This is a genomic window from Sphingomonas sp. IC4-52 (genome assembly GCF_020707225.1).
Taxonomy (GTDB): Bacteria; Pseudomonadota; Alphaproteobacteria; order Sphingomonadales; family Sphingomonadaceae; genus Sphingomonas.
This window is the reverse complement of sequence record NZ_JAJFEU010000002.1, coordinates 276,196-296,333: the sequence shown is the minus strand read 5'-3', so window position 1 is coordinate 296,333 and position 20,138 is coordinate 276,196. Positions and strand designations below refer to the sequence as shown.

Below are 20,138 nucleotides of genomic sequence, written 5' to 3'. Positions count from 1 at the left end.
TCTCTGCTGTCAGCAGCCTATCTACATCATACGAGCGGTAGTGACGGCAGAAGCACGATCGGCTCGCCTAAAGACGAAAAGCTGCACCCTATATTAGTGGCCGTTTCTCGAGCTTTCGGGCCAGCGTCCGTCGATGCATGCCCAGCCGCCTAGCTGCTTCCGAGATGTTGAAACCAACATCACTCAAGGTGCCCTGAATGAGTTCCCATTCATGAGTCTTGAGGGAGGCGGCGCGATCAGCCAGCGGCACGTCTGGATCCCCGTCCAGCTTGCCGAATGCCGCCTCGATTTCCTCGATCGAGGAAGGCTTCACGAGATAATGGCACGCTCCCAGCTTTATCGCTTCGATGGCGGTAGCCAGGCTCGCAAAACCCGTCAGCACCACGATCGACATGGCGTCGCTGCATTCGCGCAGCCGTTGTACGCACGGAAGCCCGGAAACGCTGCCTAGCTTAAGGTCGACGACGGCGCATTCCGGCACTCGCGCCTCAAGAACCGACTCCAGCTCTTCCGGGTTTGCGGCAACAGCCACGTTATACCCGCGTGCGTCGAATCCTTCCTTAAGGACCATGGCAACAGCAGAATTGTCCTCAAGGATCACGACACTTCGCGGCTCCATGAATCTGCACTCCTGCTGTTGTTTTACCGCACCTTAGGACGAGGGCAGCGTACAGGTCCATGGCGAGCTACGCGAAGCCCACCGGATGATAGCCTTCAATAGACGACCGCTCGTTTGCCGCGCGACAGTCCGACGGCGGCGGCGGGTCTAGGGCGACAGGCCGCCGCCCCGCCGAACTCGGAGGAACTGCGCAATCGCGAACCACTCACAAATTTGACTCTCATAATGGTTCGCATTAGCGGCATGCGCGATATGATTGGGGGTCACATGAAAACGTCGTTGGCGCAGAAGAGCGCGTCATTTCTTGCGCTATCCTGCATCGGCTTCATCGCCACCGCCCACTCGGCCGAAGCAACAAGCGCGGATGCTCCCGCCACGCCGACAAACGCTCAAGATCGAACGCCCGAAGGTGACGCCTCCGCTCCTGGCGACATTCTGGTCAACGGCCAACGGCAGCGCAGCGAGTTTCAGGGACCGAAAGCCTTGGCCCCGCTGGTCAACACGCCCCGTTCGGTGGTCGTACTACCAAAGGACGTTATTGAGCAGACCGGTTCCACCACGCTGGCTGAAGCATTGCGCACCGTTCCCGGGATCACCTTCGGCGCGGCAGAAGGCGGCAATCCGGTGGGCGATCGTCCGTTCATCCGTGGCTTCGACAGCCAGGGATCGACGTTCGTCGATGGCGTTCGGGATCTTGCCGCACAGAGCAGGGACACCTTTGCCGTAGAGCAAGTTCAGGTAGTGCGAGGTTCGGATTCGGCCCTTGGCGGCCGCGGCAGCGCCGGCGGATCGATCAACATCATCACCAAGTCGCCCCAGGCCACCAACTTCGTACGGGCAAGTGCCAGCTTGGGCAGCGCAGATTACAAGCATGCCGCGCTCGACGTTAACCGATACCTGGGCGACGGCATCGGCGTTCGCGTGTCAGCGATGTGGCATGACCAGGATTTTGCCGGACGCGATGCAATTTGGGCACGCCGATGGGGCGTGGCGCCCTCGATCACCATTGGCCTGAGCAGCGACACTCGGCTGACGGCGTCCTATTATTATCTGGAAAGCCACGAATTGCCCGATTCCGGCATTCCTTATCTCTATTCGGCGAGCAATCTCCCCGGGACGGGAGAGATTTATGTGGAGCCGGCGATTGGCCGCGTCACCACGATCGCAGGGGTCACCGGAAAAGTTGATCGCGACGCTTTCTATGGGGTGAAAAGCCGCGACTTTCGTGATGCTTATACCCATCAGGCGAGCATGCGTGTCGAACACGATTTCGGCGGGCTCACTCTGCGCAATACGTCTCGGTTCAGCCACAACGAACAGAATTACATCTTCACTCAACCGGATGATCAGCAAGGAAATGTGTTCGGCACCAACCCTGGATCACCGGCGACCTCCGGCGGCTTGGTCTGGAGGCGGAGCAACACCCGTTATGGCTATGCCGAGGGCCTGACCAACCAGACTGACCTGTTCGGCGCCTTTGACACTGGCGCCATCAAGCACAGCATCGCGGCGGGGGTTGAACTCAGCTGGGAAAAAGCCCGTCGCGGAACCTATGCCGTCTCGAACGGCTCCAGTGTCTCGCCTCGCTGCACGCCAGCCGCCGTCGCCCGCTTCTATTGCACCAGCTTGTTCGATCCCAACCCGAACGATCCCTGGATCAATTATGCGAGCGACGCCTCGACAGTTGTCGCCCCGATCTTGAAGAACGCGCTGGCCACGGAAACTCAGAACAACGCCCGGACCATTTCCGTTTACGCCTTCGATTCGATTACGTTGATACCGGAATTGATCCTCAATCTTGGCGCCCGCTATGATGATTTCACGTCGAAGCTGAGGCCTGGTCAAGCCGCCACCGCGACAGACTCCATCAGCTTCACGCGCAACGACAAGCTGTTCAACTGGCAGGCCGGGCTGGTGTTCAAGCCCAGCCGAAACACGTCGCTTTACGCAAGCTATGCGACGGCAGCGACCCCGCCGAACAGCCTGCTTGGCGAAGGACAAGAGCCGAACGCGATCCCGACCACCGCAACGCCGGCAAACATCGCGCTCCTCGACAGCCTCAAGGTCGAGAAGACGAAGTCTTACGAAGTGGGCGCAAAGGCGGAACTGTTCGACGCGCAGCTGGCGCTTTCGCTCGCCGCTTTTCAGACCGACACGTCAAACGCCCGCGTCACTGGTCCAGACAACACCGTGCAATTCATTGGTGAGCGTCGGATCCGCGGCATTGAGTTCAGCTTCAACGGCAATGTCACGCCGTGGCTCTCGATCTTCGGCGGCTACACTCACCTTGACCCGAAGATCGTCGACGCCGGCTTTACTGCGCTGACGGCGCCCGCTGTCATCGCCAACGGCGCAACGTTGCAGCCCGCGCGTCCGGTGCTTGTTCCGTCGGTCAGCAACGGCCGACAGGCGCCCCAGACAGCAAAGGACAGCTTCACGCTGTGGGCGAATGCCACGCCGCTTGATGGCCTCTCCGTGGGCGCGGGCGCCTTCTACATGGGTCGCGTGTTCGGCGGCTATTCGGATAACCGCAGCGCCACGCAGGACGCAGCCGGCAATGTCACGGTGAACCCCGCGACCCGCGTGCGGATCCTAACCGTTCCCGCCTATTGGCGCTTCGATGCCCGGCTTGGGTACGCGATCAACGAGCACTTCGATCTCAGCGTAAACGTGCAAAATCTCACCAACGAAACCTACTTCCCACAAGCCTTCACTGCTCATTATGCCTCGATCGCGCCCGGTCGATCGGCATTTGCCACGCTGGGACTGAAGTTCTGACCGACCGAGTTAGCGAGCTTACCCCGGACCAAGTACGCGCCCGCCTGTCCGGTGGGGCGCGGGAACGGGCATCCATCATACGTGCCGGCGCCGAACAGGGCATTGCCGAGGCTCAGGCCGTCTGGGCTCAGATGCTCCTTGACGACGGCAAAGCAAAAGAAGGCTTCGCCTGGTTCAACAAGGCGGCGGCGCAGGGGCACCTGATGGCCCTGAACATGGTGGGACGCTGCTACGATCAGGGCTGGGGCGTCACGGTGGACAAGAAGCGCGCCGCCGAATGCTTCCGCATCGCCGCAGAACGTGGCCTTGACTGGGGCATGTACAATTTCGCCACCGCTCTCACGCTGGGTGAGGGTGTGGCTGAGGATAAAGCGGCGGCGCTTGCCTGGTTCAGAAAGGCCAGCGCGCTCGGCAACGCAAAAGCGATCAATTACGTCGGCAGCTTCTATGAAGACGGCTGGGTCGTGGCGCGCGACATGGTGACTGCCGCTGATTGCTACGCCCGAGCGGCAGAAGGCGGCGACTTTCGCGGCGCTTTTAATCATGCCCGCATGCTGATGACCGAGAACCGGGCTGAGGACGCCGCCTACTGGCTACAGCGCTGCGCAGAGTCGGCTACGCCGGCGTTCCTGCATAAGGCGCGCGCCTGGCTGTCCGCCAGCTCCTGGCCCCAACTGGCACAGGCGCCGTCGCTGGAGCAGCCGAGCGACAGAACGAAGCATTAGGCAGTCGCCTCATCCATGAGCGCCTTGGCCTCTGGCCCGGCCCAATCCATGGCGCCGCTCACCCGCCACAGTTCGCGGCCATCGGCACCCAGCATGATGGTCGTAGGAAGGTTCACCTTGTAAGTCAGGCTGAGCCCCAGATCCGGATCAACATAGGGATCCAGGTTCTTCAGTTGGCGCTCGGCAAAGAACGGGGCGACCTTCTCGCGCTCCATGTCCTGGCTCACCGCGATGACGCGCACTTTCCCGCGCATAGCTGCCGCCGCCACGTCAAGGCTGGGCATTTCTTTGATGCAGGGCGCGCACCAGGTCGCCCACAGGTTCAACAGCACAGGCTCACCGCGAAAGTCAGCAAGGCTGATCTTCTTGCCTGCGGGGTCGAAAAAGGAAACGGCGGGTGCGGCTTCCCCCTTGTGTGAACGGTCGACGGTTCCGGCCGCTGCCGCGGGCTGTGCCTTGCTTGGGGCAACTTCATCCGATGTCATCGCGTCGGATGCAGCGACGTTTGCTTGCTCCGGGGCAGGCGTTTGCCTATCGCAAGCCGCGGCCGCCAGGGCGGTCCCGAGGAGAAAGACAGTTCCCGAGCGCGATGGCATGAGCGATTCCAACCAGATGTGGGGCGGCCGGTTTGCGGAAGGTCCGGCCGCGGTAATGCGCGAGATAAATGCCTCCATCCCCTTCGACAAGCGGATGTGGCGACAGGACATCCGCGGCAGCCAGGCGCATGTCCGCATGCTGGCTCAACAGGGCATTGTCGAAGCGTCTGACGCAGCCTCCATATCAAAAGGCCTGGAACAGGTCGCCGCTCATTATGAGGCGGAAGGCGTCGCCGAAGACTTGGCGCTCGAAGACATCCACATGCAGACCGAGGCGCGGCTTGCCGACGCCATTGGGCCCGCGGCGGGACGCCTTCACACTGCCCGCAGCCGCAACGACCAGGTCGCGACCGACTTCCGGCTCTGGGTGCGTGACGCGATTGACGAGACCCTGGCCGCTCTCGCCGCTTTTCAGCAAGCGCTTCTCAAGCGGGCCGAAGAACATGCGGCCAGCGTGATGCCCGGCTTCACCCATCTTCAGTCCGCCCAGCCTGTGACGCTGGGCCACCATCTGATGGCGTATCTCGAAATGGCTCGGCGCGACGTCGGCCGGTTTTCCGATGCTCGAGTACGAATGAACCTTTGCCCGCTTGGCTCTGCTGCGCTCGCAGGTACTGGGTTCCCGGTCGACCGCCACGCTACGGCAGCCGCCCTCGGCTTTGACGGGCCGACCCGCAACTCGCTGGATGCGGTGTCTGACCGTGACTTTGCGATCGAATATCTCACCTGCGCGGCACAATGCGCTCTTCACCTGTCGCGGCTGGCGGAAGAGTTCGTGTTGTGGGCGTCGCAGCCGTTCGGCTTTGTGAGCCTGAGCGATCAATGGTCGACCGGTAGCTCGATCATGCCGCAGAAGCGCAATCCTGACGCGGCGGAACTGGTGCGCGGCCACGCCGGCCGCATCACCGGGTGCCTCGTCAGCCTGATGGTGACGATGAAGGGGCTTCCCCTTGCCTATTCAAAGGACATGCAGGACGACAAGCCGCCGGTGTTCGAGTGCCACGACCTGCTCGGACTGTGCCTAGCCGCGATGACTGGCATGGTGGAGAGCGCGACCTTCCGGACCGATCGGATGCGGGCATTGGCCGAGAGCGGCTATGCCACGGCCACTGATCTCGCCGATTGGCTGGTGCGTGAAGCAGGCGTGCCCTTCCGGGAGGCCCATCACATCACGGGTCGTGCCGTTGCTCGCGCCGAGGCGCTGGGTGTCCGTCTGGATGAGCTGCCGATCGAGGATCTGGTCGCCATCGACAGCCGGATCGACTCCCGGGTCTTCAACGTTCTTTCGGTCGATGCCTCGGTGGCCAGTCGCACCAGCTTCGGCGGCACAGCGCCGGACAATGTCCGTGCGGCTATCCAACAAGCGCGGGAGGCGCTTTCATGAAGGTTGCTGCCCTCATGCTGGCAACGCTGCTGGCCGGCTGCGGCGCTGCTCGCGGCCTCAAGCCGGCGGAAGGACAGCAGTTGCCCGTCGCTCCCTATGGCGCGACCGCCACCCCTACTCCCGCAGACCTGCTCGAGCCACAGCCGCAAGCTAGGCCAGGCCGCAGCGATGAATTGCTACGCAACTCCGAGGAGCGGCGTAGCGATGAATTTGACCTCCCGCCAAGGTAATCGATGGATCACTTTTCGCTCGTTGATGGAGAGCTTCACTGCGAAGCCGTTCCGCTGTCCCGCATTGCGGCGGAAGTGGGAACGCCCGTCTATGTTTACTCGGCGAATACGCTGCGGCGTAACGCACGCGTGTTCCGCGACGGGCTGAAACAGGCCGGCCGGGTACATCTTGCCTATGCAATCAAAGCCAACCCGAACATCGCCGTGCTGAATGTGCTCGCCCGCGAGGGCTATGGCGCGGACGTTGTGTCGGGCGGAGAAATGGCGCGAGCGCTTGCTGCCGGCATGCCGGCCGAGGACATCGTCTTTTCCGGTGTCGGCAAAACCCGTGCAGAACTCATCAAGGGGATCGAGGCAGGGATCGGCCAGTTCAACATCGAGCTGGAAGAAGAAGGCGTGGTACTGGCTCAGCTTGCTGCGGCACGAGGAACCAAGGCCCGCGCCGTGCTGCGCGTGAATCCGGATGTCGATGCCGGCACGCACGCAAAGATCTCGACCGGAAAGCGCGAGAACAAGTTCGGTGTTCCCATCGACGAGGCGGCCGGGATCTTTGCCCGTCTCGCCGGGCTGGATGGCCTGGACCTGCGGGGAGTTGCCATTCACATCGGCAGCCAGCTGCTGGACCTGTCACCGCTCGAGGCGGCCTATACCCGCATCGGCGCCTTCGTGGCCGAACTGCGCGCGGCTGGACATACGATCACTCATGTCGATCTCGGCGGCGGCCTGGGTGTCACTTACAAGGCAGGCGACGTACCACCTGATCCCGCCGACTTCGGGGCGATGGTGGCGCGGGTGACCAAAGATTGGGACGTCACGTTGATGTTCGAACCGGGCCGCGTCATTGCAGGCAACGCCGGGGTGCTGCTGACGGAGGTGATCTGGGTGAAGCCCGGCGTGACCGCCCCGTACGTGATCGTTGATGCAGCGATGAACGATCTCGCGCGGCCTGCCCTTTACGATGCCTGGCATGATTTCGACGCGGTGCGACCCACCGGTGAGCGGATGACCGCGAGCATCGCCGGCCCGGTTTGCGAGACCGGTGATACCTTCGCACGCGACCGAGAGATTGATGCCGTGAAGTCGGGTGACCTCGCGGTTTTCCGAACGGCAGGCGCATATGGCGCGACGATGGCCTCGACGTACAACTCCCGTGCACTGGTGCCAGAGGTGTTGGTGGATGGCGATCGTTACGCCGTGGTTGCCGATCGCATCGCCGCGGAGACCATCCTCGCCGCAGAGCGAGTCCCGGACTGGCTGTGAGCCTGCACAGCCTGCCAATATTCGTACGGCTGCAAGGGCGTGCGGTCATCCTGGTAGGCGATCGGGAGGCAGCGAAGGCCAAACGGCGCCTGCTGGAGCGCGCCGGTGCAATCGTAGTCCGCGAGGATGGCAGCGTTTGGCCTGACCATCGTGGCGTGCACGACGGTGAAGGGGCAGACGCTGCTTCGCAAATGGACGCTTCACATGCACCGGCCCTTGCCATTGTCGTGGACGATGACGAGGCGGTCGCTCGATTGAAGGCGCGAGGCATTCTGGTGAACGCGGTTGATCGACCTGATCTTTGCGATTTCACCCTGCCCGCGATCATCGATCGCGCGCCGGTCATCGTTGCGGTCGGGACCGGAGGAGCCTCGGCCGGGCTGGCGGCGGCACTCCGCCAGCGCCTGGAGGCCTTGCTCCCGGCAAGCTTAGGCCCGCTGGCCGATGCGCTGTTTGCCGCACGTGGTGCCTGGCGGAAGCGATATCCAGAGGCTGCGGATCGTCGCAGGGCAATTGCCGCGGCGCTGGCGCCTGGCGGGGTCTACGATCCCCTTCAACCGACGAATACGCTCGGCACTCCACCGGAACATGCGTCCGAGCCAAATCGTACTTTGGTTTCGATGAAGCTCCATTCGGATGATCCCGACGATCTGACACTGTGGCAGGCCCGGCTGCTCGCCAACGCGGACCGGGTGACCCACGGACCAGACGTTCCTCCTGCCATCCTGAACCGCGCGCGTGCTGATGCGGATCGTCTCGTGTGCGACCGCCCCCCCAGCGACCTTCCCGGGCTTACTGTCGACGTGAGGATGATTTGAGCGGCTTTGCCTACCACATCGGGGATGGCGCCGCCCGGAAGATCCCGGTGAAGGAGGCCATGTCGGGCAACAGCGCGATGGTGTGGGTTCACCTGACCACAACCGCGGAACATGCCGAGGGCTGGCTCCGGGAAGTGGCGAAGTTGCCGGACTATGTCGTCGACCCGCTGATCGCACAGGAAACCCGCCCCCGCTGCGATGCGCTGGACGAGGGCGCGTTTGTTAACCTGCGTGGACGAACCGAGGAGGAACTGGATCCATCGGACATGCTCGCCTCCGTGCGGATCTGGGCCGAGAAGGGCCGCGTGATTTCGGTCACGCGAAAGCACCTCCTCGCGACCGATGCGGTGGAGAAGGAAGTCACAAACGGCCGTGTGCATGACCCCGGCGACATCATTACGGCCTTTGCGAGCGCCATCACGGCCGATCTTGATCCTGTCGTGGCCGACCTGGGTGATGATCTCGACGATTGCGAACAGCAGCTTGATGCCTCCAGGGCATTTGCCCTGCGCCGAAGCGTGACTCGGGTACGAGTGGAGGCAATCAACTATCGCCGCTTCCTCAATCCGCAACGCGCCGCGCTTGAAAAGCTTGCGTCGCTACCCGGCGAGTGGCTTGGCCCGGACGACCGCGCTCACCTGGCGGCCGCAGCGGATCGCGCCGCGCGCATGGCGGAGGAAGTGGAAGCTATTCGCGAGCGGGCGAGCCTGATCCATGAGGCGTTGACCGACCTTCGTGCCGAGCAGCTGGATCAGCGCGGCCTCATCATCTCGATCGCCGCCATGGTGTTCTTGCCACTCACCTTCATCACCGGTCTGTACGGCATGAATGTGAAGGGCTTGTGGCTCGCTGAGGAGCCATGGGCGTTCGACGCGATCGTGGGCCTTTGCGCGGTCATCTCCGTCGCGGTGACAGGCTGGTTCGTCGCCCGCCATTGGTTGCGCTGACCGGACGAACGATCCGGCCGCGGGGCGTGCCGCTTGTCAGGTATCAGGCAGCACGCGCCATTCGCCACGCCTCAGCGATCTCCGCCAGGGTTTCGGCGACCTGCCGAAACGGAGCGCCCTCATGGCCCAGGCTCGCCTCGATCACCTGCTTGCGCGCTCCCGCATATACGCGCGCCAAGGTGGCAGAAACCTGTCCCCCTCTTTCAAAATCCAGATTGGCTTCCAGCGCGAACAGGATGGCTGTGGCACGAGTCACGCGCTCGCTTTTTACTGCGAACTTCTTGTTCTCTGCCGCCCAAGCGGCGACGCGCAGTGCCTGGCAGAGCTCTTCGTAAAGAAGCTGCACCAGCGCCGGACCGTCCGCATTGGCGGTGCGGCCGGCCAGATCGATTTGACGGTAGGTCTGCGCCGGATCGCGCGACAAAACGGACGCGTACGCCATTAATCGTTGCCGTTCGTCCAGGCCTTGATCTGGTTTTCCATGAAGGTCTGCGTGGACTTATAGGCAGCCACGCGGGCGTTCATCGAGGCGAACTGCTGCGTCAGGCGGGTAGTCATCTTTTCCTGCTGGACCGTGAGCTTGTCCTGCTGGTCCGCCAGATCACTCTTCGCCTGATTGTAGCGCGTTGTTGACGCGCCAAGCCCATAAAGCGTGCTGGTCGCGTTCAACTTGATGGAATTCATCGCGGCGAGGACGCCGGAACCGTCGGTGGAGTTGGAGAACATCGCTTCGAGCGCACCAGGGTTGCTGGCGATCGCCTTCGTCAGCGTGTCGTTGTTCACGGACAGGGTGCCGTCGCGATTGGTCAGCACGCCAAGTTGAGCCAAGGTACGCGGCGTCCCTTCCGCTGCGCCCGGCAACAGATTGCGCATGGTCAGCCCCTTGAGGCTGCGCAGCATGTTCTGCGCGCCCGAATCGCCGCGCAGATCACCGGAGATCGGATCGGTCTGCTTCTGCAGTTCGCTCAATACCTGGTTGAACGTGAAGACGAAGTCCTCGACCGCATTGGTCAGGGCTGTCGTCGGCGTGGTGGCGGATAGCGATACAGGAGCGGCCGAGGTTCCGACCAGATCAAGCTTCACGCCCTCAACAAGATCGCTGACGCTGTTGCTCGAACGCTCGACCGTGATCCCGTCCACCGACAGAATGGCGTTACCCGCCTTGCCCGTGATGTTCATGTCGGTGGCGCTTGGGCCGACGTTGAACTGCGCGAGCTTTCCGGATGGGTCGTTGGTCGCCTCAAGCGTGAAAGCCTTGGCCGTGCCCGTCTCGCCCTTCAGCGAAAGAAACGCGCGACCATCAGCGTCAGTGACGACGGACGCAGTCACACCTGCCTTTTTGGCATTGATCGCCGCCGCAATGGTGGTGAGCGAGCCGTCCGTGATGTCGATGGCGATCGTGTCTTCAACATCATCGCCGTTGGCATCGACGCCGGTCAGCCCGGTCATTGCCCCATTGGCGTCGTAGGTCGCGGTACCGAGCTTGAGCGTGAAGGTGCCGGAACCGATCACTTCGCTCTTGGAGCCCAGACTAACCGTGGAAACGGCGGTTTGTGCGGTCGCCAACCGGTCAACGCGGATGCTGGCGGTGAGGCCGGTGAGCTTCGCGCCGGAGATTGCCGTGGCCGTAAGCACAGAGGCATTGGTGCTCATCGGCTGGGACTGCAACGTCCCGCCTTTCACCAGCGAATCCAGCGCGGCGGTGAAGTCCGTAATCGCGCTCTTCAGGGTGGAAACACCGGAAAGCTGCGCCGTCAATTTGTCCGACCGTGCCGTAAGCGCCGCGGTTTTGGCCGCGAATTGCGCCTGCACCAGGCTGGTCACCAGTGTATCCGTGTCGACGCCCGAGCCAGTGTTGAGCGAGGTCAGCAGCGCGCTGGCAGCCGACTTGGTAACGCTGGTTGTGGTCGCGCTCGGCGCGGAGGTGCTGGAGACGCTCGTCATGACACCGTCTTAAACGGCCGCACCAGCCGCAACTTTAGCGCTGTTCGGCTGGTCTAGTGAGCGGGCATGTCTCGGAAGAGAGGCGTCATCGGGGGTAGCCGCTCTCTACTGGAGCGCCGCGCCATTTTCGTCGAAGCGGGCGCCAACCGGCACCTCGATCGGTGGCAGCTGCGCGCCGCCCGCCGCCGCGTTCAGGTTGAACACGAACGCCAGCACCGTTGCGATTGCCATGTAGAGATCGTCGCGAACCTCCTGGTTCTCGCGGCTGGTGTAGTAGATCGCACGTGCGAGCATCGGATATTCGAGGATCGGCACCGCCATGTCGCCGGCGATTTCGCGGATCGCGAGCGCGGTGGCGCCGCGTCCCTTTGCGACCACCACCGGCACTTGATCGCGCCCGCGATCGTAGCGCAGCGCGACGGCAAAATGGGTCGGGTTGGTCAGCACGACGTGCGCCTCGCCCACCGCGCGACGGGTGGAGCGGGACAGCATGGCGTGCTGGCGCGAGCGGATCTGCGCCTTCACCTCCGGGTTGCCTTCACTCTCCTTATGCTCGTCCTTCTGCTCCTGCTTGGACATGCGCAGCTTCTTCATGCGCTGGAACATCTGGAGCGGCACATCGAGGAGCGCGATGGCGACCAAGCCCATCGACATGACGATCATCAGCGTTGTCAGCGTGCCGCCGAGGGCATCCACCGCGGCCCCTAGGTTCGCACGAGCGAGGCCCAAAGTGGTGCGCGCGGTGCTCATCAGCAGCCACGCGCCAATCGATCCAAGCAGCGCAACCTTCAGCAAGGATTTGCCGAGTTCGATCCAGCCGTTCATGCCAAAGATGCGCTTCAGCCCGGAGGCAGGATTGATGCGGTTGCCCTTCGGCGCGAGCAGGCCGGCGTTGAACTGAAGCGAGCCGAGCGCGGCCTGGCTGGCCACGCCGGCCGCCATCACGATCGCAAAGAGGGTCCCGAAGGCCGGCAGCAGCTTCCACCCGGCGGCGGCCAACGGGCGAAACGGCTGAAAATTCTCCACGTCGCCGCGCGTGAATTGGAAGCTTTCGGCCATCACGCCCTTGCACGCGGCGACCAGGGACGGCCCGAAAAAGACGAGCCACGCCACCCCCGCCAGCGCGACGAGCGCCGTCGCGAATTCACGTGATTTGAGAACGTCACCCTTTTTCCGCGCGTCCTTGAGACGCTTGGGTGTCGGGGCTTCTGTCTTTTCGCCGAACTCGTCAGCCAAGTACCAGGCTCCGTGCCGCTTCCAGGCCCTCGCGCACGACGACCAGCATGTAATCACCCATTGCCGGGAACCCCGCCGCCATCGCGATCACGCCGACGGCAAGGCTGGCCGGCAGACCGATCGAGAACAGGTTCAGCGCCGGTGCCGACCGCGAGATCATACCGACCACCAGATTAAGGCAGAGTAAAAGAAAGCCTACCGGCAGGGCGAGCAGCAGACCGGCGAAAAAGGCGTAGCCGCCGAACAGCGCGATGTCGCGCAGCTGCGCCGGCGCGAGCCAAGCGGCGCCGGGTGGCAGCGCCGTATAGCTGCGGGCCACCGTGTCGACGAGCACGAGGTGGCCATCGATCGACAGGAACAGCAACGTCAGCAGGATCGACAGGAACTGGCCGATCGCCGGCGACGAGCGGCCGGAATTGGGATCGATCATGTTGGCAAAGCCGATGCCCATGGACCCGCCGATAAGTTCGCCGGCGATCAGCGGCGCGGCAAAGGCGATCTGGAGAATGAAGCCAAGCGCCAGGCCGACCAGTGCCTCGGCCGCGATGGCGAGGAAGGTGGCCAGAGCGAATACCTGCGGGGGAGGCGTGACATCGTGCATGCCAAGCACCAGCACGCCGACCGCTCCGGCCAGCACGACGCGCACCTGAAGCGGAACGGACACGTTGCCGAACACGGGCGCTGCGACAAAGGCGGCGCCGACGCGGACCATGACAAAGATCAGGGCCCATAACTGCGGCTCGATCGAAAGGCCGAACCCTAGCATAGCGGCGGCCAGTCGCCCAACGCGGCGGCGCGATCGAGGACAGTGGACGCCAGCACCAGCCTAGCGGACCAGATCGGGGATACGTTCGAAGATCGAGACGGTGAAATCGCTGAGCAGGCCGAGGATCATCGCACCGAAAATCACCAGCGACAGGCCGACCACGATCAGCTTGGGTACGAAGCTCAGCGTCTGTTCCTGGATCGAGGTGGCCGCCTGGATCATGCCGAGGATCAGGCCGGAAACGAGCGCCGGAATCAGGATCGGGGCAGCGGCGAGCGCGAGCACCCAGAGCGTCTGGTTCGCCACGGTGAGGAAATAATCTGCGTCTACCATGCTGAACTCCGGTCTCTCTCGCCTGCATCTTGCGTCCGATGGCGGGGAGGCTTGAGGAACCCCCGCCGCCCGGCGCCGCGCTACGCGGCGAAACTGTTGGCGAGGCTACCCATGGTCAGCGCCCAGCCATCGACCAGCACGAACAACAGCAGCTTGAACGGCAAGGAGATGATCGTCGGGCTGAGCATCGCCATGCCGAGCGCCATCAGCACGGTCGCGACGACCAGATCGATCACCAAAAACGGCAGGAAGATCAGGAAGCCGATCTGGAACGCGGTTTTCAGTTCGCTGGTCACAAACGCCGGCAGCAGTACCGAATAGGGAATGTCGTTGGGCGTCGCATACGGGCCCGACTTCGCCATCTCGGCGAACATCGTTACGTCCTTCACCCGCGTCTGCTTCACCATAAAGGCGTGGAGCGGTGCGCCGGCGGTCTTGATCAGGTCGGTGCCGCCCATCTGCCCGGCGGCATAGGGCTGGATCGCGGTGGTGTTGATCTGGCTGATGACGGGCGCCATCACGAACAGCGACAGGAACAGGCTGAGGCCGATCAGCACCTGATTGGGCGGCGTCTGCTGCAGGCCCATCGCTTGGCGCAGGATCGACAGCACGATGATGATCCGGGTGAAGCTGGTCATCATCAGCAGGATGCCTGGCAGAATGCTGAGCAGGCCCATGATGATGAGGACCTGCAACGACAGCGACATCGAGCCCGAGCCGTTCGGTCCACCGCCAAGCTGCCCCAGCGCGCGATCGAACGCGTCCCCTGCCCCTGGTGCGGACGGCGCCGGCGCCGCGGGCGCAATCGGCGCGACCTGCGCGAAGGCTGGCATGGCGACGAGGACTGCCACCAAGAAGGCGAAGGCGATCAGCAGCACCTTGCCCCACGAGAATTCAGCCGGGCGGTTGTGCTCGGCATTGCGAAACAGGGCCGGGCCGTTGCCGACGCGGGTGACGCTCACGAAAAGGTCCTCGGCGCGTCAGCACGATCGACCAGCGTCACCCCGCCGCGCCCAACGGATACCAGCAGCCTTTTGCCTTCAAATTCCACAACGGCGAGCCGCAGACCCGGCGAGATCATCATCGTCTCCTTGACGTTGATGAGCCGCGTGTCGGTGCGACCCGGCATCCGGCTTTCCAGCCGCCGCCACAGATACAGGCAGCCGATCATCAGGCCGCAGACGAGCGGCAACAGCACGATCAGCTTCAGGATATAGGACCACATCATCGCAGATGGTCAGCCGCGCTTGTCGGGATTGACGAGCTCGGTCATCCGCACGCCGAAGCGGTCGCCCACCGTCACCACTTCGCCGCGGCCGATCAGCGTGCCGTTGACGAACACGTCGAGCAGCTCATTGGCTTGGCGATCCAGCTCGATCACGCTCGATTCACCCAGCGCCAGCAGCTCGCGCAGCGTCAGCTGCGTGGAGCCGATCTCCACCGTCAGCTTGACGTCGACGTCCTGCAGCAGGCGGAAATTCGCGGCGAGGGCGCCATCGCCCATGTCCTTTGGCGGGAAGCCGCCGCTCATGTCGTTCACTGGGTCAATCCTTCGAGAGAAGCGAGCGAGGTCAGTTTGATCGCGGCATGGCCGTTCGACGTGCCCACGGTGCCGGTGCCAAGGCGGTCGTTGCCCACCATCACCGGCACGTCCTGACCGAAGCTGATCGGGATCACGTCACCGGGCTGAAGCGCCATCAGCTTGGACAGGCGGATCGTCGGCTCGGCGAGAACCGAGCGCACCGGAAAGCGGATGTTCATCGCCGCGCGGGTGAGCGCGGTCTGCCACAAGGCGTCTTCCGCCGCCGCCTTCGCCACGACCTTGCCGGTCAGCGCCGTGCCGTGCGGCTTTAGCGCCGTCACCGGATAGACCAGATCGATAAACGACGGCTTCGCGCCCCCGGGCGCAATGCCAAACCGGGTGACGATCATCGCGTCGTCGCCGTCGAAGCTGGAGAGCATCGAGGCATTCGCCTCGCACCGGCCGACAGTGAAGTTGACGCGGGCGAGAGGCTCCCAGGCGGCCGTGAGCGGCACGGCGATCATCTGCCCCAGGCGTGCCACCATCGCCTCGGCCGCGGGCGAGAATTCCGCCGGCATTTCCGCAGGCGCAGCGCCAGTGCCGCCGAAGAAGAAGTCGAGCAGTTCAAGCACGAACTTGCCGTCCAGAACCAGCAACGCCGGCCGGTCATCCATGCCGAGCGGCAGCCACGCCGTCAGTTGGTCGGGACGTTCGGCCCGGTAATCAGCAAATCGCTGAACCGCGAGCGGTTCGGCCCAAGCCCGCACTTCCTGACGCAACAGCGGCTCGAACACGCCGCGCAGTCCCCGCGCGAGCCGCGCGGAAAGGTGCTGCAACGTGTGCAGGTCGCCGAACGGATTGAGCTTCGCCTGCCCGAGGCCGCCCGTCTGGACGGCCTGCGGGCGGGGGCGCTCTCGCCGCTCGCGAGGAAGATTTGGCTTGGCGTTAACCATGTGAGGTCACTGAACAACAAAATTGGTAAAGTAGACGTTACTGACGCCGCCAAAGCCTTCTTTCTGTTCAAGCGTGTTGTTGATGGCGGCCGTCAGCCGCTTTGCGAGCGCGGCCTTGCCCTGCGAGGAAAAGACCTGGTCTTCCGTGGTGTCGCCCAGCGCCATCAGGATCGCAGAGCGGATCGCGATATCGTTTGTCTTGATGTTCTGGATGACGGTGTCGTCATAGGGCGTGGAGACCGCCACACCCACCTGGATGAAGTGGACGGAATCCTGAAGGTTCGCCGTAAACTCCTTTTCCAGCGCGAAATAATTGGACGCATAGCGCTCGCCGCCAGTCCCCTCCGGCGTCGGCTTGCCTTCATGGCCCGACCCGCCGCCGCCGGCGTCGCCGCCGTGGCCGCCCCCTGATCCGCCACCTTCTTCGGCCCGCTTCTGATCACTCTTGGGCACCAGCTTCGGCTTGCTTTCGTCCTCCGCATGAGCGCTCGAACCGCCGATGATGCCAGAACCTGCGGCATAGAGGCCGGCGCCGACGCCGCCGCCGATGAGCACGATGGTGCCACCCGCGATCACCAGGATCTTGGCCAGCTTGCCCTTCTTATTCGGCGCCGATTCGGTCGCGCCCTTATCCTTGTCACTCACTGCTCAACGCCTTTTGCCAGTCACGCGATTCGTTCGTCGGCGAGCGCGGCATCATCATCGGATGCGATGCGGCCCGGCCGGTTGGGGGAGAGCGGCGCCGGCGACGGCGCGCGCTGCTGTTGGTGGGAGTGCTGCGATTGCCCGTCACCCTGGCCGGCCTGTGCGGTGAGCTTCAGGCCCCGCGCCTCGGCGAGTTCGGCCAGTTTCGGTTGCGCATCGGCCAGCAACTGGCGAGTCTCGGCCTGCTGCGCATGGAATTGCACCGCGACCGTATCCCCGTCGCGCCGCAATGACACGTCGATGGTGCCGAGCTTGTCGGGCACCAGGCGGATGCTGGTATCCACCGCATCCATGGCGTCGCGGATCATCTCAATGCGCTCGATCATCTTCGCCGGCCACGTATCGCGAAACATATCAAGCGCAGCGTGGCGGCCGCCTTCGATAGCGGCGACAGGATGGGGTGCGAGGTCGGTCGTGGGCGCGGCACTCGGCGCGATCAGCAATTCCCCCTGGTCTGCCGCCCGATCGTCACGCACGGCGCGATGAATGGCAGCAGCGAACATCTGTGCGGCTGGAGCGACCTGCCCCGCTTGCGTTCGCGGAAAAATTCGGGACGTGGCGCCTGCGGGAAGCTGGGGCCGCGACGCTAGCGGAGACGCACCGTTGCTGGCGTTTTCGATCCGTTGCGGCTCGCTGCGGGCAGAGCCGACGAAGACACGGTCTTCCAAGACCGGCGCCGGCATGGAGGCCGCAGGTTCTTGGTCAAGCCGGACCTGTTCGGCCGGAACCTTCTGGAGCGGTGCTGGTGATCCCTGCTGCACCGTGGGCGCGCTCAGTCCCGGGTTTGATGGCGTGACGAAGGCACCGTCCGTTTCGGAAACCGGGGAGCGGCCCTGCCCGGGGGCAGACATGATTGCTTCCCCGGCGTGGGGCTGACCAGGCGGGGCAGCGGCGGGATTCACGGTCGGCGGCGCCGCTAGATCCTGCGTTCCCGCGGTCGACGCATTACGGGCTTGTAACGGGACGGCGAAGGACTCGACTGACGTGACTGCGGCGGCGAGCACGTCAGGCACGGCCGATCCGGGCGACGTCGGAAGCGGCGTTGCAGCAAACAGGGGATGCGCCGTACCCGGCACTGCAATCACTGCCGCGCCGGGATCGGCCAGCGTGTGATATGCGGTGACCTGCTCCGCCCCCGGCGCGTGGACGGGCAAAGCGGTGAGTTGCCCCGGGGAGAGCGGCACATCGGCAGATCGCACCGGTCCGCTGGCGGGCAGCGCGGGGGCGTCCTCCCCGGCGCCGATACTGGCTGGCGGCGGGCAAGAAATCAGCCAGGTGGGCGGAGCGATCCAGATCGCGGCCGAGGCGTCATTGCCGGCTTCCTCATCCTTGCCGGGCACTGCCGGCAAGATGTTGCCGCCTTCGCCGTCACGCTGCCGAGGAAGGGTCGGCACTGTGAAGCCGGGCAGCAGCGCGGAGAAGTCCAGACCCGCCGGCGCCGCGGCAGGCAAGGCGCCCGGTGCCCCGGGCATGGCCGGACTAGGAGACAGGAACGGGATCGGCAGCATAGCGGTGATGGTTGTCTCGTCGCGTAAATCCGACGAATCCATCAGCAAGGATCGTGCCGGATCTTTCGTGTCGGCGGCGCATCTTGCAGCGCGCGGATGGCGCGCAGCGCCGCCTCTGCCTCGCCGCGGGCGATCAGCTTTTCGACCGCCGTCTGATCGCGCTTTGCCGAGCGGGTCACCTCTGCCGCTCGCTCTGCCTCCACCGCCGCGTTGCGCACGCGGTTCTCGACCACTTCGGCGTTGCGGTGAAGCTTTTCGCGATAATGCGCCATGGCGGCGAAGGAGACGGCGGCGCCACTTCCCTGCCCCGGCGCCACGGCGGAAGCGAGCTGGGCGATCCGCTGCGACAGGGCGGTTTCGCTGGCGACCTGCTCCTGCGCACGTATTTCCGCCGCACGGGCAAGGCCCAGTTGCAGCGTGCGGACGCGGTGGACGCGCTGGAGCTTCTTGTTATCCATCGCCGAACACGCCGGTCAGCTCCGCCACCGCATCATCGAGCGAGACGCTGGCGTCGGCATCCTGGCGGATGAACTCCATGACGGCGGGATGGTAAGCGATGGCGGCATCAATCGCGGGATCCGCGCCAGCGCGATAGGCGCCCATCAGCACCAGATCGCGATTTTCTTCGTAGGTCGCGAGATGGCGACGCAGCACGCGCGCGGCCTGGACGTGCGGCTTAACCGCAATGTCCGTCATCACGCGGCTAACCGATTTGGATACGTCGATCGCGGGATAAACGGCATGTTCGGCGAGCGCGCGGCTCAGCACGATATGGCCGTCCAGGATCGAGCGGGCAGAATCGACCACCGGATCATTGCCGTCGTCACCATCCGCCAGCACGGTGTAGATGGCGGTGATCGCGCCGCCGGTGTTCACGTCGGTGCCCGCACGCTCGATCAGATTGGGCAGCATCGCGATGGCCGACGGCGGATAGCCGCGCGCCGATGCCGGCTCGCCGAGCGCCAGGCCGATCTCGCGCCCGGCGTGCGCCACGCGGGTGAGCGAATCCATGATGAGCAGCACGTTCTTGCCCTCGTCACGAAACGCCTCGGCAATGGCGGTCGCGCGCAGCGCGCCGCGGATGCGCAGCACCGGCGAGTGATTGGCCGGAACGGCAACCACGACGGAGCGCTTGCGCGCCTCGCCCGCCACCTTGGTTTCAAGGAAGTCGGCAACTTCGCGGCTACGCTCACCGATCAGGCCGATGACGATCACGTCGGCCTTGGCCGCACGCACCATCATGCCGAGCAGCACCGACTTTCCGACGCCCGAGCCCGCCATGATACCGACGCGCTGGCCCTTGCCGATAGTGAGGAGCCCGTTGATCGCGCGCACGCCCACGTCCAGCGGCTCCAGCACGCGGCCACGATCGAGCGGGGACTGGAGCTTGCCGGCGAGCGGCCACCGACCGGCGCCGCGAATGGGGCCGAGGCCGTCAATCGGATTGCCGGCACCATCAACGACGCGGCCGAGCAGTGCCTCGCCAACTTCCGCCTCGCCCGGCGCCCCGGTCGGGCGGACTGGCATCTGCGGCAGCAGCGCGGCGGGTCCGCCGAGGTTCATCAGCAAGGTGCGGCCGTTGCGAAAGCCGATCACCTCCGCCTCCACGCCCACGCGCGCATCACCGATCCGGCATATCGTGCCGACCGGCAGCGTCAGGCCGACCGCCTCCATCAACAGGCCATCATAAGAGGCGAGCCGACCAGCGACCTTGGGCGCCGGACGAAAATCGGCGTTGCCCAGCGATTCAAGGTAATCGGCGGTGAAACGGTTGAGCATCTACGATCCTGGATAACCAGCGACGGTGGGCGCAA

Annotated in this window: 22 protein-coding genes; 7 read left to right on the top strand and 15 right to left on the bottom strand. The window is 64.3% G+C overall.

Annotated features, from left to right (window positions below; translation table 11 throughout):
• Positions 1–88: 88 nt before the first annotated feature.
• Positions 89–619 carry a response regulator transcription factor gene (locus LK535_RS07845; protein ID WP_227771346.1) on the bottom strand — a complete coding sequence of 177 codons (531 nt, stop codon included), beginning with the start codon at positions 617–619 and terminating at the stop codon, positions 89–91.
• Positions 620–886: 267 nt separating this feature from the next.
• On the opposite strand from LK535_RS07845, the gene LK535_RS07840 reads away from it, so the two are divergent.
• A complete protein-coding gene (locus LK535_RS07840; protein WP_227771345.1) occupies positions 887–3,397 on the top strand; it encodes a TonB-dependent receptor in 2,511 nt (836 codons plus the stop codon).
• Positions 3,398–3,528: 131 nt separating this feature from the next.
• Positions 3,529–4,122, top strand: coding sequence for a tetratricopeptide repeat protein (locus LK535_RS07835; protein ID WP_227771344.1), 594 nt, complete (start codon positions 3,529–3,531; stop codon positions 4,120–4,122).
• On the opposite strand, the gene LK535_RS07830 is transcribed toward LK535_RS07835, so the two are convergent.
• On the bottom strand, positions 4,119–4,607 hold the full coding sequence (locus LK535_RS07830) for a TlpA family protein disulfide reductase (protein WP_227771343.1): 489 nt from the start codon (positions 4,605–4,607) through the stop codon (positions 4,119–4,121). The genes LK535_RS07835 and LK535_RS07830 overlap by 4 nt on opposite strands.
• 127 nt (positions 4,608–4,734) lie before the next feature.
• On the opposite strand from LK535_RS07830, the gene argH reads away from it, so the two are divergent.
• The 5 genes from argH to LK535_RS07805 are packed head-to-tail and all read left to right on the top strand — an operon-like array spanning position 4,735 to position 9,357.
• On the top strand, positions 4,735–6,102 hold the full coding sequence (gene argH / locus LK535_RS07825; protein WP_227771569.1) for an argininosuccinate lyase: 1,368 nt from the start codon (positions 4,735–4,737) through the stop codon (positions 6,100–6,102).
• The gene (locus tag LK535_RS07820) at positions 6,099–6,332 is read left to right on the top strand and encodes a hypothetical protein (protein WP_227771342.1); all 234 of its coding nucleotides are present in this window, start codon (positions 6,099–6,101) and stop codon (positions 6,330–6,332) included. Before argH ends, LK535_RS07820 begins: the two co-directional genes overlap by 4 nt.
• A gap of 3 nt (positions 6,333–6,335) precedes the next feature.
• Positions 6,336–7,592: a diaminopimelate decarboxylase gene (gene lysA / locus LK535_RS07815; RefSeq protein WP_227771341.1), complete on the top strand. Its 1,257-nt coding sequence runs from the start codon at positions 6,336–6,338 to the stop codon at positions 7,590–7,592.
• Positions 7,593–7,594: 2 nt separating this feature from the next.
• Complete coding sequence (locus LK535_RS07810; RefSeq protein ID WP_227771568.1) at positions 7,595–8,410, top strand: bifunctional precorrin-2 dehydrogenase/sirohydrochlorin ferrochelatase; 816 nt, start codon at positions 7,595–7,597, stop codon at positions 8,408–8,410.
• Positions 8,407–9,357 (top strand): CorA family divalent cation transporter, encoded by a 951-nt coding sequence (locus tag LK535_RS07805; protein ID WP_227771340.1) that lies wholly within the window; start codon positions 8,407–8,409, stop codon positions 9,355–9,357. Before LK535_RS07810 ends, LK535_RS07805 begins: the two co-directional genes overlap by 4 nt.
• A 43-nt stretch (positions 9,358–9,400) precedes the next feature.
• On the opposite strand, the gene LK535_RS07800 is transcribed toward LK535_RS07805, so the two are convergent.
• The 13 genes from LK535_RS07800 to LK535_RS07740 form a co-directional block, all read right to left on the bottom strand.
• Positions 9,401–9,799: a flagellar protein FliS gene (locus tag LK535_RS07800; RefSeq protein ID WP_227771339.1), complete on the bottom strand. Its 399-nt coding sequence runs from the start codon at positions 9,797–9,799 to the stop codon at positions 9,401–9,403.
• Positions 9,799–11,301, bottom strand: a complete 1,503-nt coding sequence (gene fliD / locus LK535_RS07795) for a flagellar filament capping protein FliD (protein ID WP_227771338.1) — start codon at positions 11,299–11,301, stop codon at positions 9,799–9,801. Before fliD ends, LK535_RS07800 begins: the two co-directional genes overlap by 1 nt.
• A 105-nt stretch (positions 11,302–11,406) precedes the next feature.
• Positions 11,407–12,537 carry a flagellar biosynthesis protein FlhB gene (locus tag LK535_RS07790; protein WP_227771337.1) on the bottom strand — a complete coding sequence of 377 codons (1,131 nt, stop codon included), beginning with the start codon at positions 12,535–12,537 and terminating at the stop codon, positions 11,407–11,409.
• Positions 12,530–13,303 carry a flagellar biosynthetic protein FliR gene (fliR, locus tag LK535_RS07785; protein WP_227771336.1) on the bottom strand — a complete coding sequence of 258 codons (774 nt, stop codon included), beginning with the start codon at positions 13,301–13,303 and terminating at the stop codon, positions 12,530–12,532. Before fliR ends, LK535_RS07790 begins: the two co-directional genes overlap by 8 nt.
• 60 nt (positions 13,304–13,363) lie before the next feature.
• Entirely contained in the window at positions 13,364–13,636 is a 273-nt protein-coding gene (fliQ, locus tag LK535_RS07780; RefSeq protein WP_046407818.1) for a flagellar biosynthesis protein FliQ, read from the bottom strand.
• 80 nt (positions 13,637–13,716) lie between these two features.
• On the bottom strand, positions 13,717–14,514 hold the full coding sequence (gene fliP / locus LK535_RS07775; protein ID WP_415837115.1) for a flagellar type III secretion system pore protein FliP: 798 nt from the start codon (positions 14,512–14,514) through the stop codon (positions 13,717–13,719).
• A gap of 80 nt (positions 14,515–14,594) precedes the next feature.
• Positions 14,595–14,864: a FliO/MopB family protein gene (locus LK535_RS07770; RefSeq protein ID WP_125944174.1), complete on the bottom strand. Its 270-nt coding sequence runs from the start codon at positions 14,862–14,864 to the stop codon at positions 14,595–14,597.
• A 9-nt stretch (positions 14,865–14,873) separates the two neighbouring features.
• Positions 14,874–15,176: a flagellar motor switch protein FliN gene (gene fliN, locus LK535_RS07765; RefSeq protein ID WP_046407812.1), complete on the bottom strand. Its 303-nt coding sequence runs from the start codon at positions 15,174–15,176 to the stop codon at positions 14,874–14,876.
• Positions 15,173–16,111: a flagellar motor switch protein FliM gene (locus LK535_RS07760; protein ID WP_227771334.1), complete on the bottom strand. Its 939-nt coding sequence runs from the start codon at positions 16,109–16,111 to the stop codon at positions 15,173–15,175. Before LK535_RS07760 ends, fliN begins: the two co-directional genes overlap by 4 nt.
• 6 nt (positions 16,112–16,117) lie before the next feature.
• A complete protein-coding gene (gene fliL / locus LK535_RS07755) occupies positions 16,118–16,756 on the bottom strand; it encodes a flagellar basal body-associated protein FliL (RefSeq protein ID WP_227771333.1) in 639 nt (212 codons plus the stop codon).
• 20 nt (positions 16,757–16,776) lie between these two features.
• Positions 16,777–18,366, bottom strand: coding sequence for a flagellar hook-length control protein FliK (locus LK535_RS07750; protein WP_227771332.1), 1,590 nt, complete (start codon positions 18,364–18,366; stop codon positions 16,777–16,779).
• A complete protein-coding gene (locus tag LK535_RS07745; RefSeq protein WP_227771331.1) occupies positions 18,366–18,782 on the bottom strand; it encodes a hypothetical protein in 417 nt (138 codons plus the stop codon). Before LK535_RS07745 ends, LK535_RS07750 begins: the two co-directional genes overlap by 1 nt.
• Positions 18,775–20,103 (bottom strand): FliI/YscN family ATPase, encoded by a 1,329-nt coding sequence (locus tag LK535_RS07740; RefSeq protein WP_227771330.1) that lies wholly within the window; start codon positions 20,101–20,103, stop codon positions 18,775–18,777. The genes LK535_RS07745 and LK535_RS07740 overlap by 8 nt, the downstream gene beginning before the upstream one ends.
• Positions 20,104–20,138: the final 35 nt, after the last annotated feature.

What these genes read in the sequence shown, in the direction of transcription:
- LK535_RS07845 (WP_227771346.1), bottom strand. Translation starts at nt 619, where the DNA reads ATGGAGCCGCGAAGTGTCGTGATCCTTGAGGACAATTCTGCTGTTGCC.
- LK535_RS07840 (WP_227771345.1), top strand. Translation starts at nt 887, where the DNA reads ATGAAAACGTCGTTGGCGCAGAAGAGCGCGTCATTTCTTGCGCTATCC.
- LK535_RS07835 (WP_227771344.1), top strand. Translation starts at nt 3,529, where the DNA reads ATGCTCCTTGACGACGGCAAAGCAAAAGAAGGCTTCGCCTGGTTCAAC.
- LK535_RS07830 (WP_227771343.1), bottom strand. Translation starts at nt 4,607, where the DNA reads ATGACATCGGATGAAGTTGCCCCAAGCAAGGCACAGCCCGCGGCAGCG.
- argH (WP_227771569.1), top strand. Translation starts at nt 4,735, where the DNA reads ATGTGGGGCGGCCGGTTTGCGGAAGGTCCGGCCGCGGTAATGCGCGAG.
- LK535_RS07820 (WP_227771342.1), top strand. Translation starts at nt 6,099, where the DNA reads ATGAAGGTTGCTGCCCTCATGCTGGCAACGCTGCTGGCCGGCTGCGGC.
- lysA (WP_227771341.1), top strand. Translation starts at nt 6,336, where the DNA reads ATGGATCACTTTTCGCTCGTTGATGGAGAGCTTCACTGCGAAGCCGTT.
- LK535_RS07800 (WP_227771339.1), bottom strand. Translation starts at nt 9,799, where the DNA reads ATGGCGTACGCGTCCGTTTTGTCGCGCGATCCGGCGCAGACCTACCGT.
- fliD (WP_227771338.1), bottom strand. Translation starts at nt 11,301, where the DNA reads ATGACGAGCGTCTCCAGCACCTCCGCGCCGAGCGCGACCACAACCAGC.
- fliR (WP_227771336.1), bottom strand. Translation starts at nt 13,303, where the DNA reads ATGCTAGGGTTCGGCCTTTCGATCGAGCCGCAGTTATGGGCCCTGATC.
- fliQ (WP_046407818.1), bottom strand. Translation starts at nt 13,636, where the DNA reads ATGGTAGACGCAGATTATTTCCTCACCGTGGCGAACCAGACGCTCTGG.
- LK535_RS07770 (WP_125944174.1), bottom strand. Translation starts at nt 14,864, where the DNA reads ATGATGTGGTCCTATATCCTGAAGCTGATCGTGCTGTTGCCGCTCGTC.
- LK535_RS07760 (WP_227771334.1), bottom strand. Translation starts at nt 16,111, where the DNA reads ATGGTTAACGCCAAGCCAAATCTTCCTCGCGAGCGGCGAGAGCGCCCC.
- LK535_RS07750 (WP_227771332.1), bottom strand. Translation starts at nt 18,366, where the DNA reads ATGGATTCGTCGGATTTACGCGACGAGACAACCATCACCGCTATGCTG.
- LK535_RS07745 (WP_227771331.1), bottom strand. Translation starts at nt 18,782, where the DNA reads ATGGATAACAAGAAGCTCCAGCGCGTCCACCGCGTCCGCACGCTGCAA.
- LK535_RS07740 (WP_227771330.1), bottom strand. Translation starts at nt 20,103, where the DNA reads ATGCTCAACCGTTTCACCGCCGATTACCTTGAATCGCTGGGCAACGCC.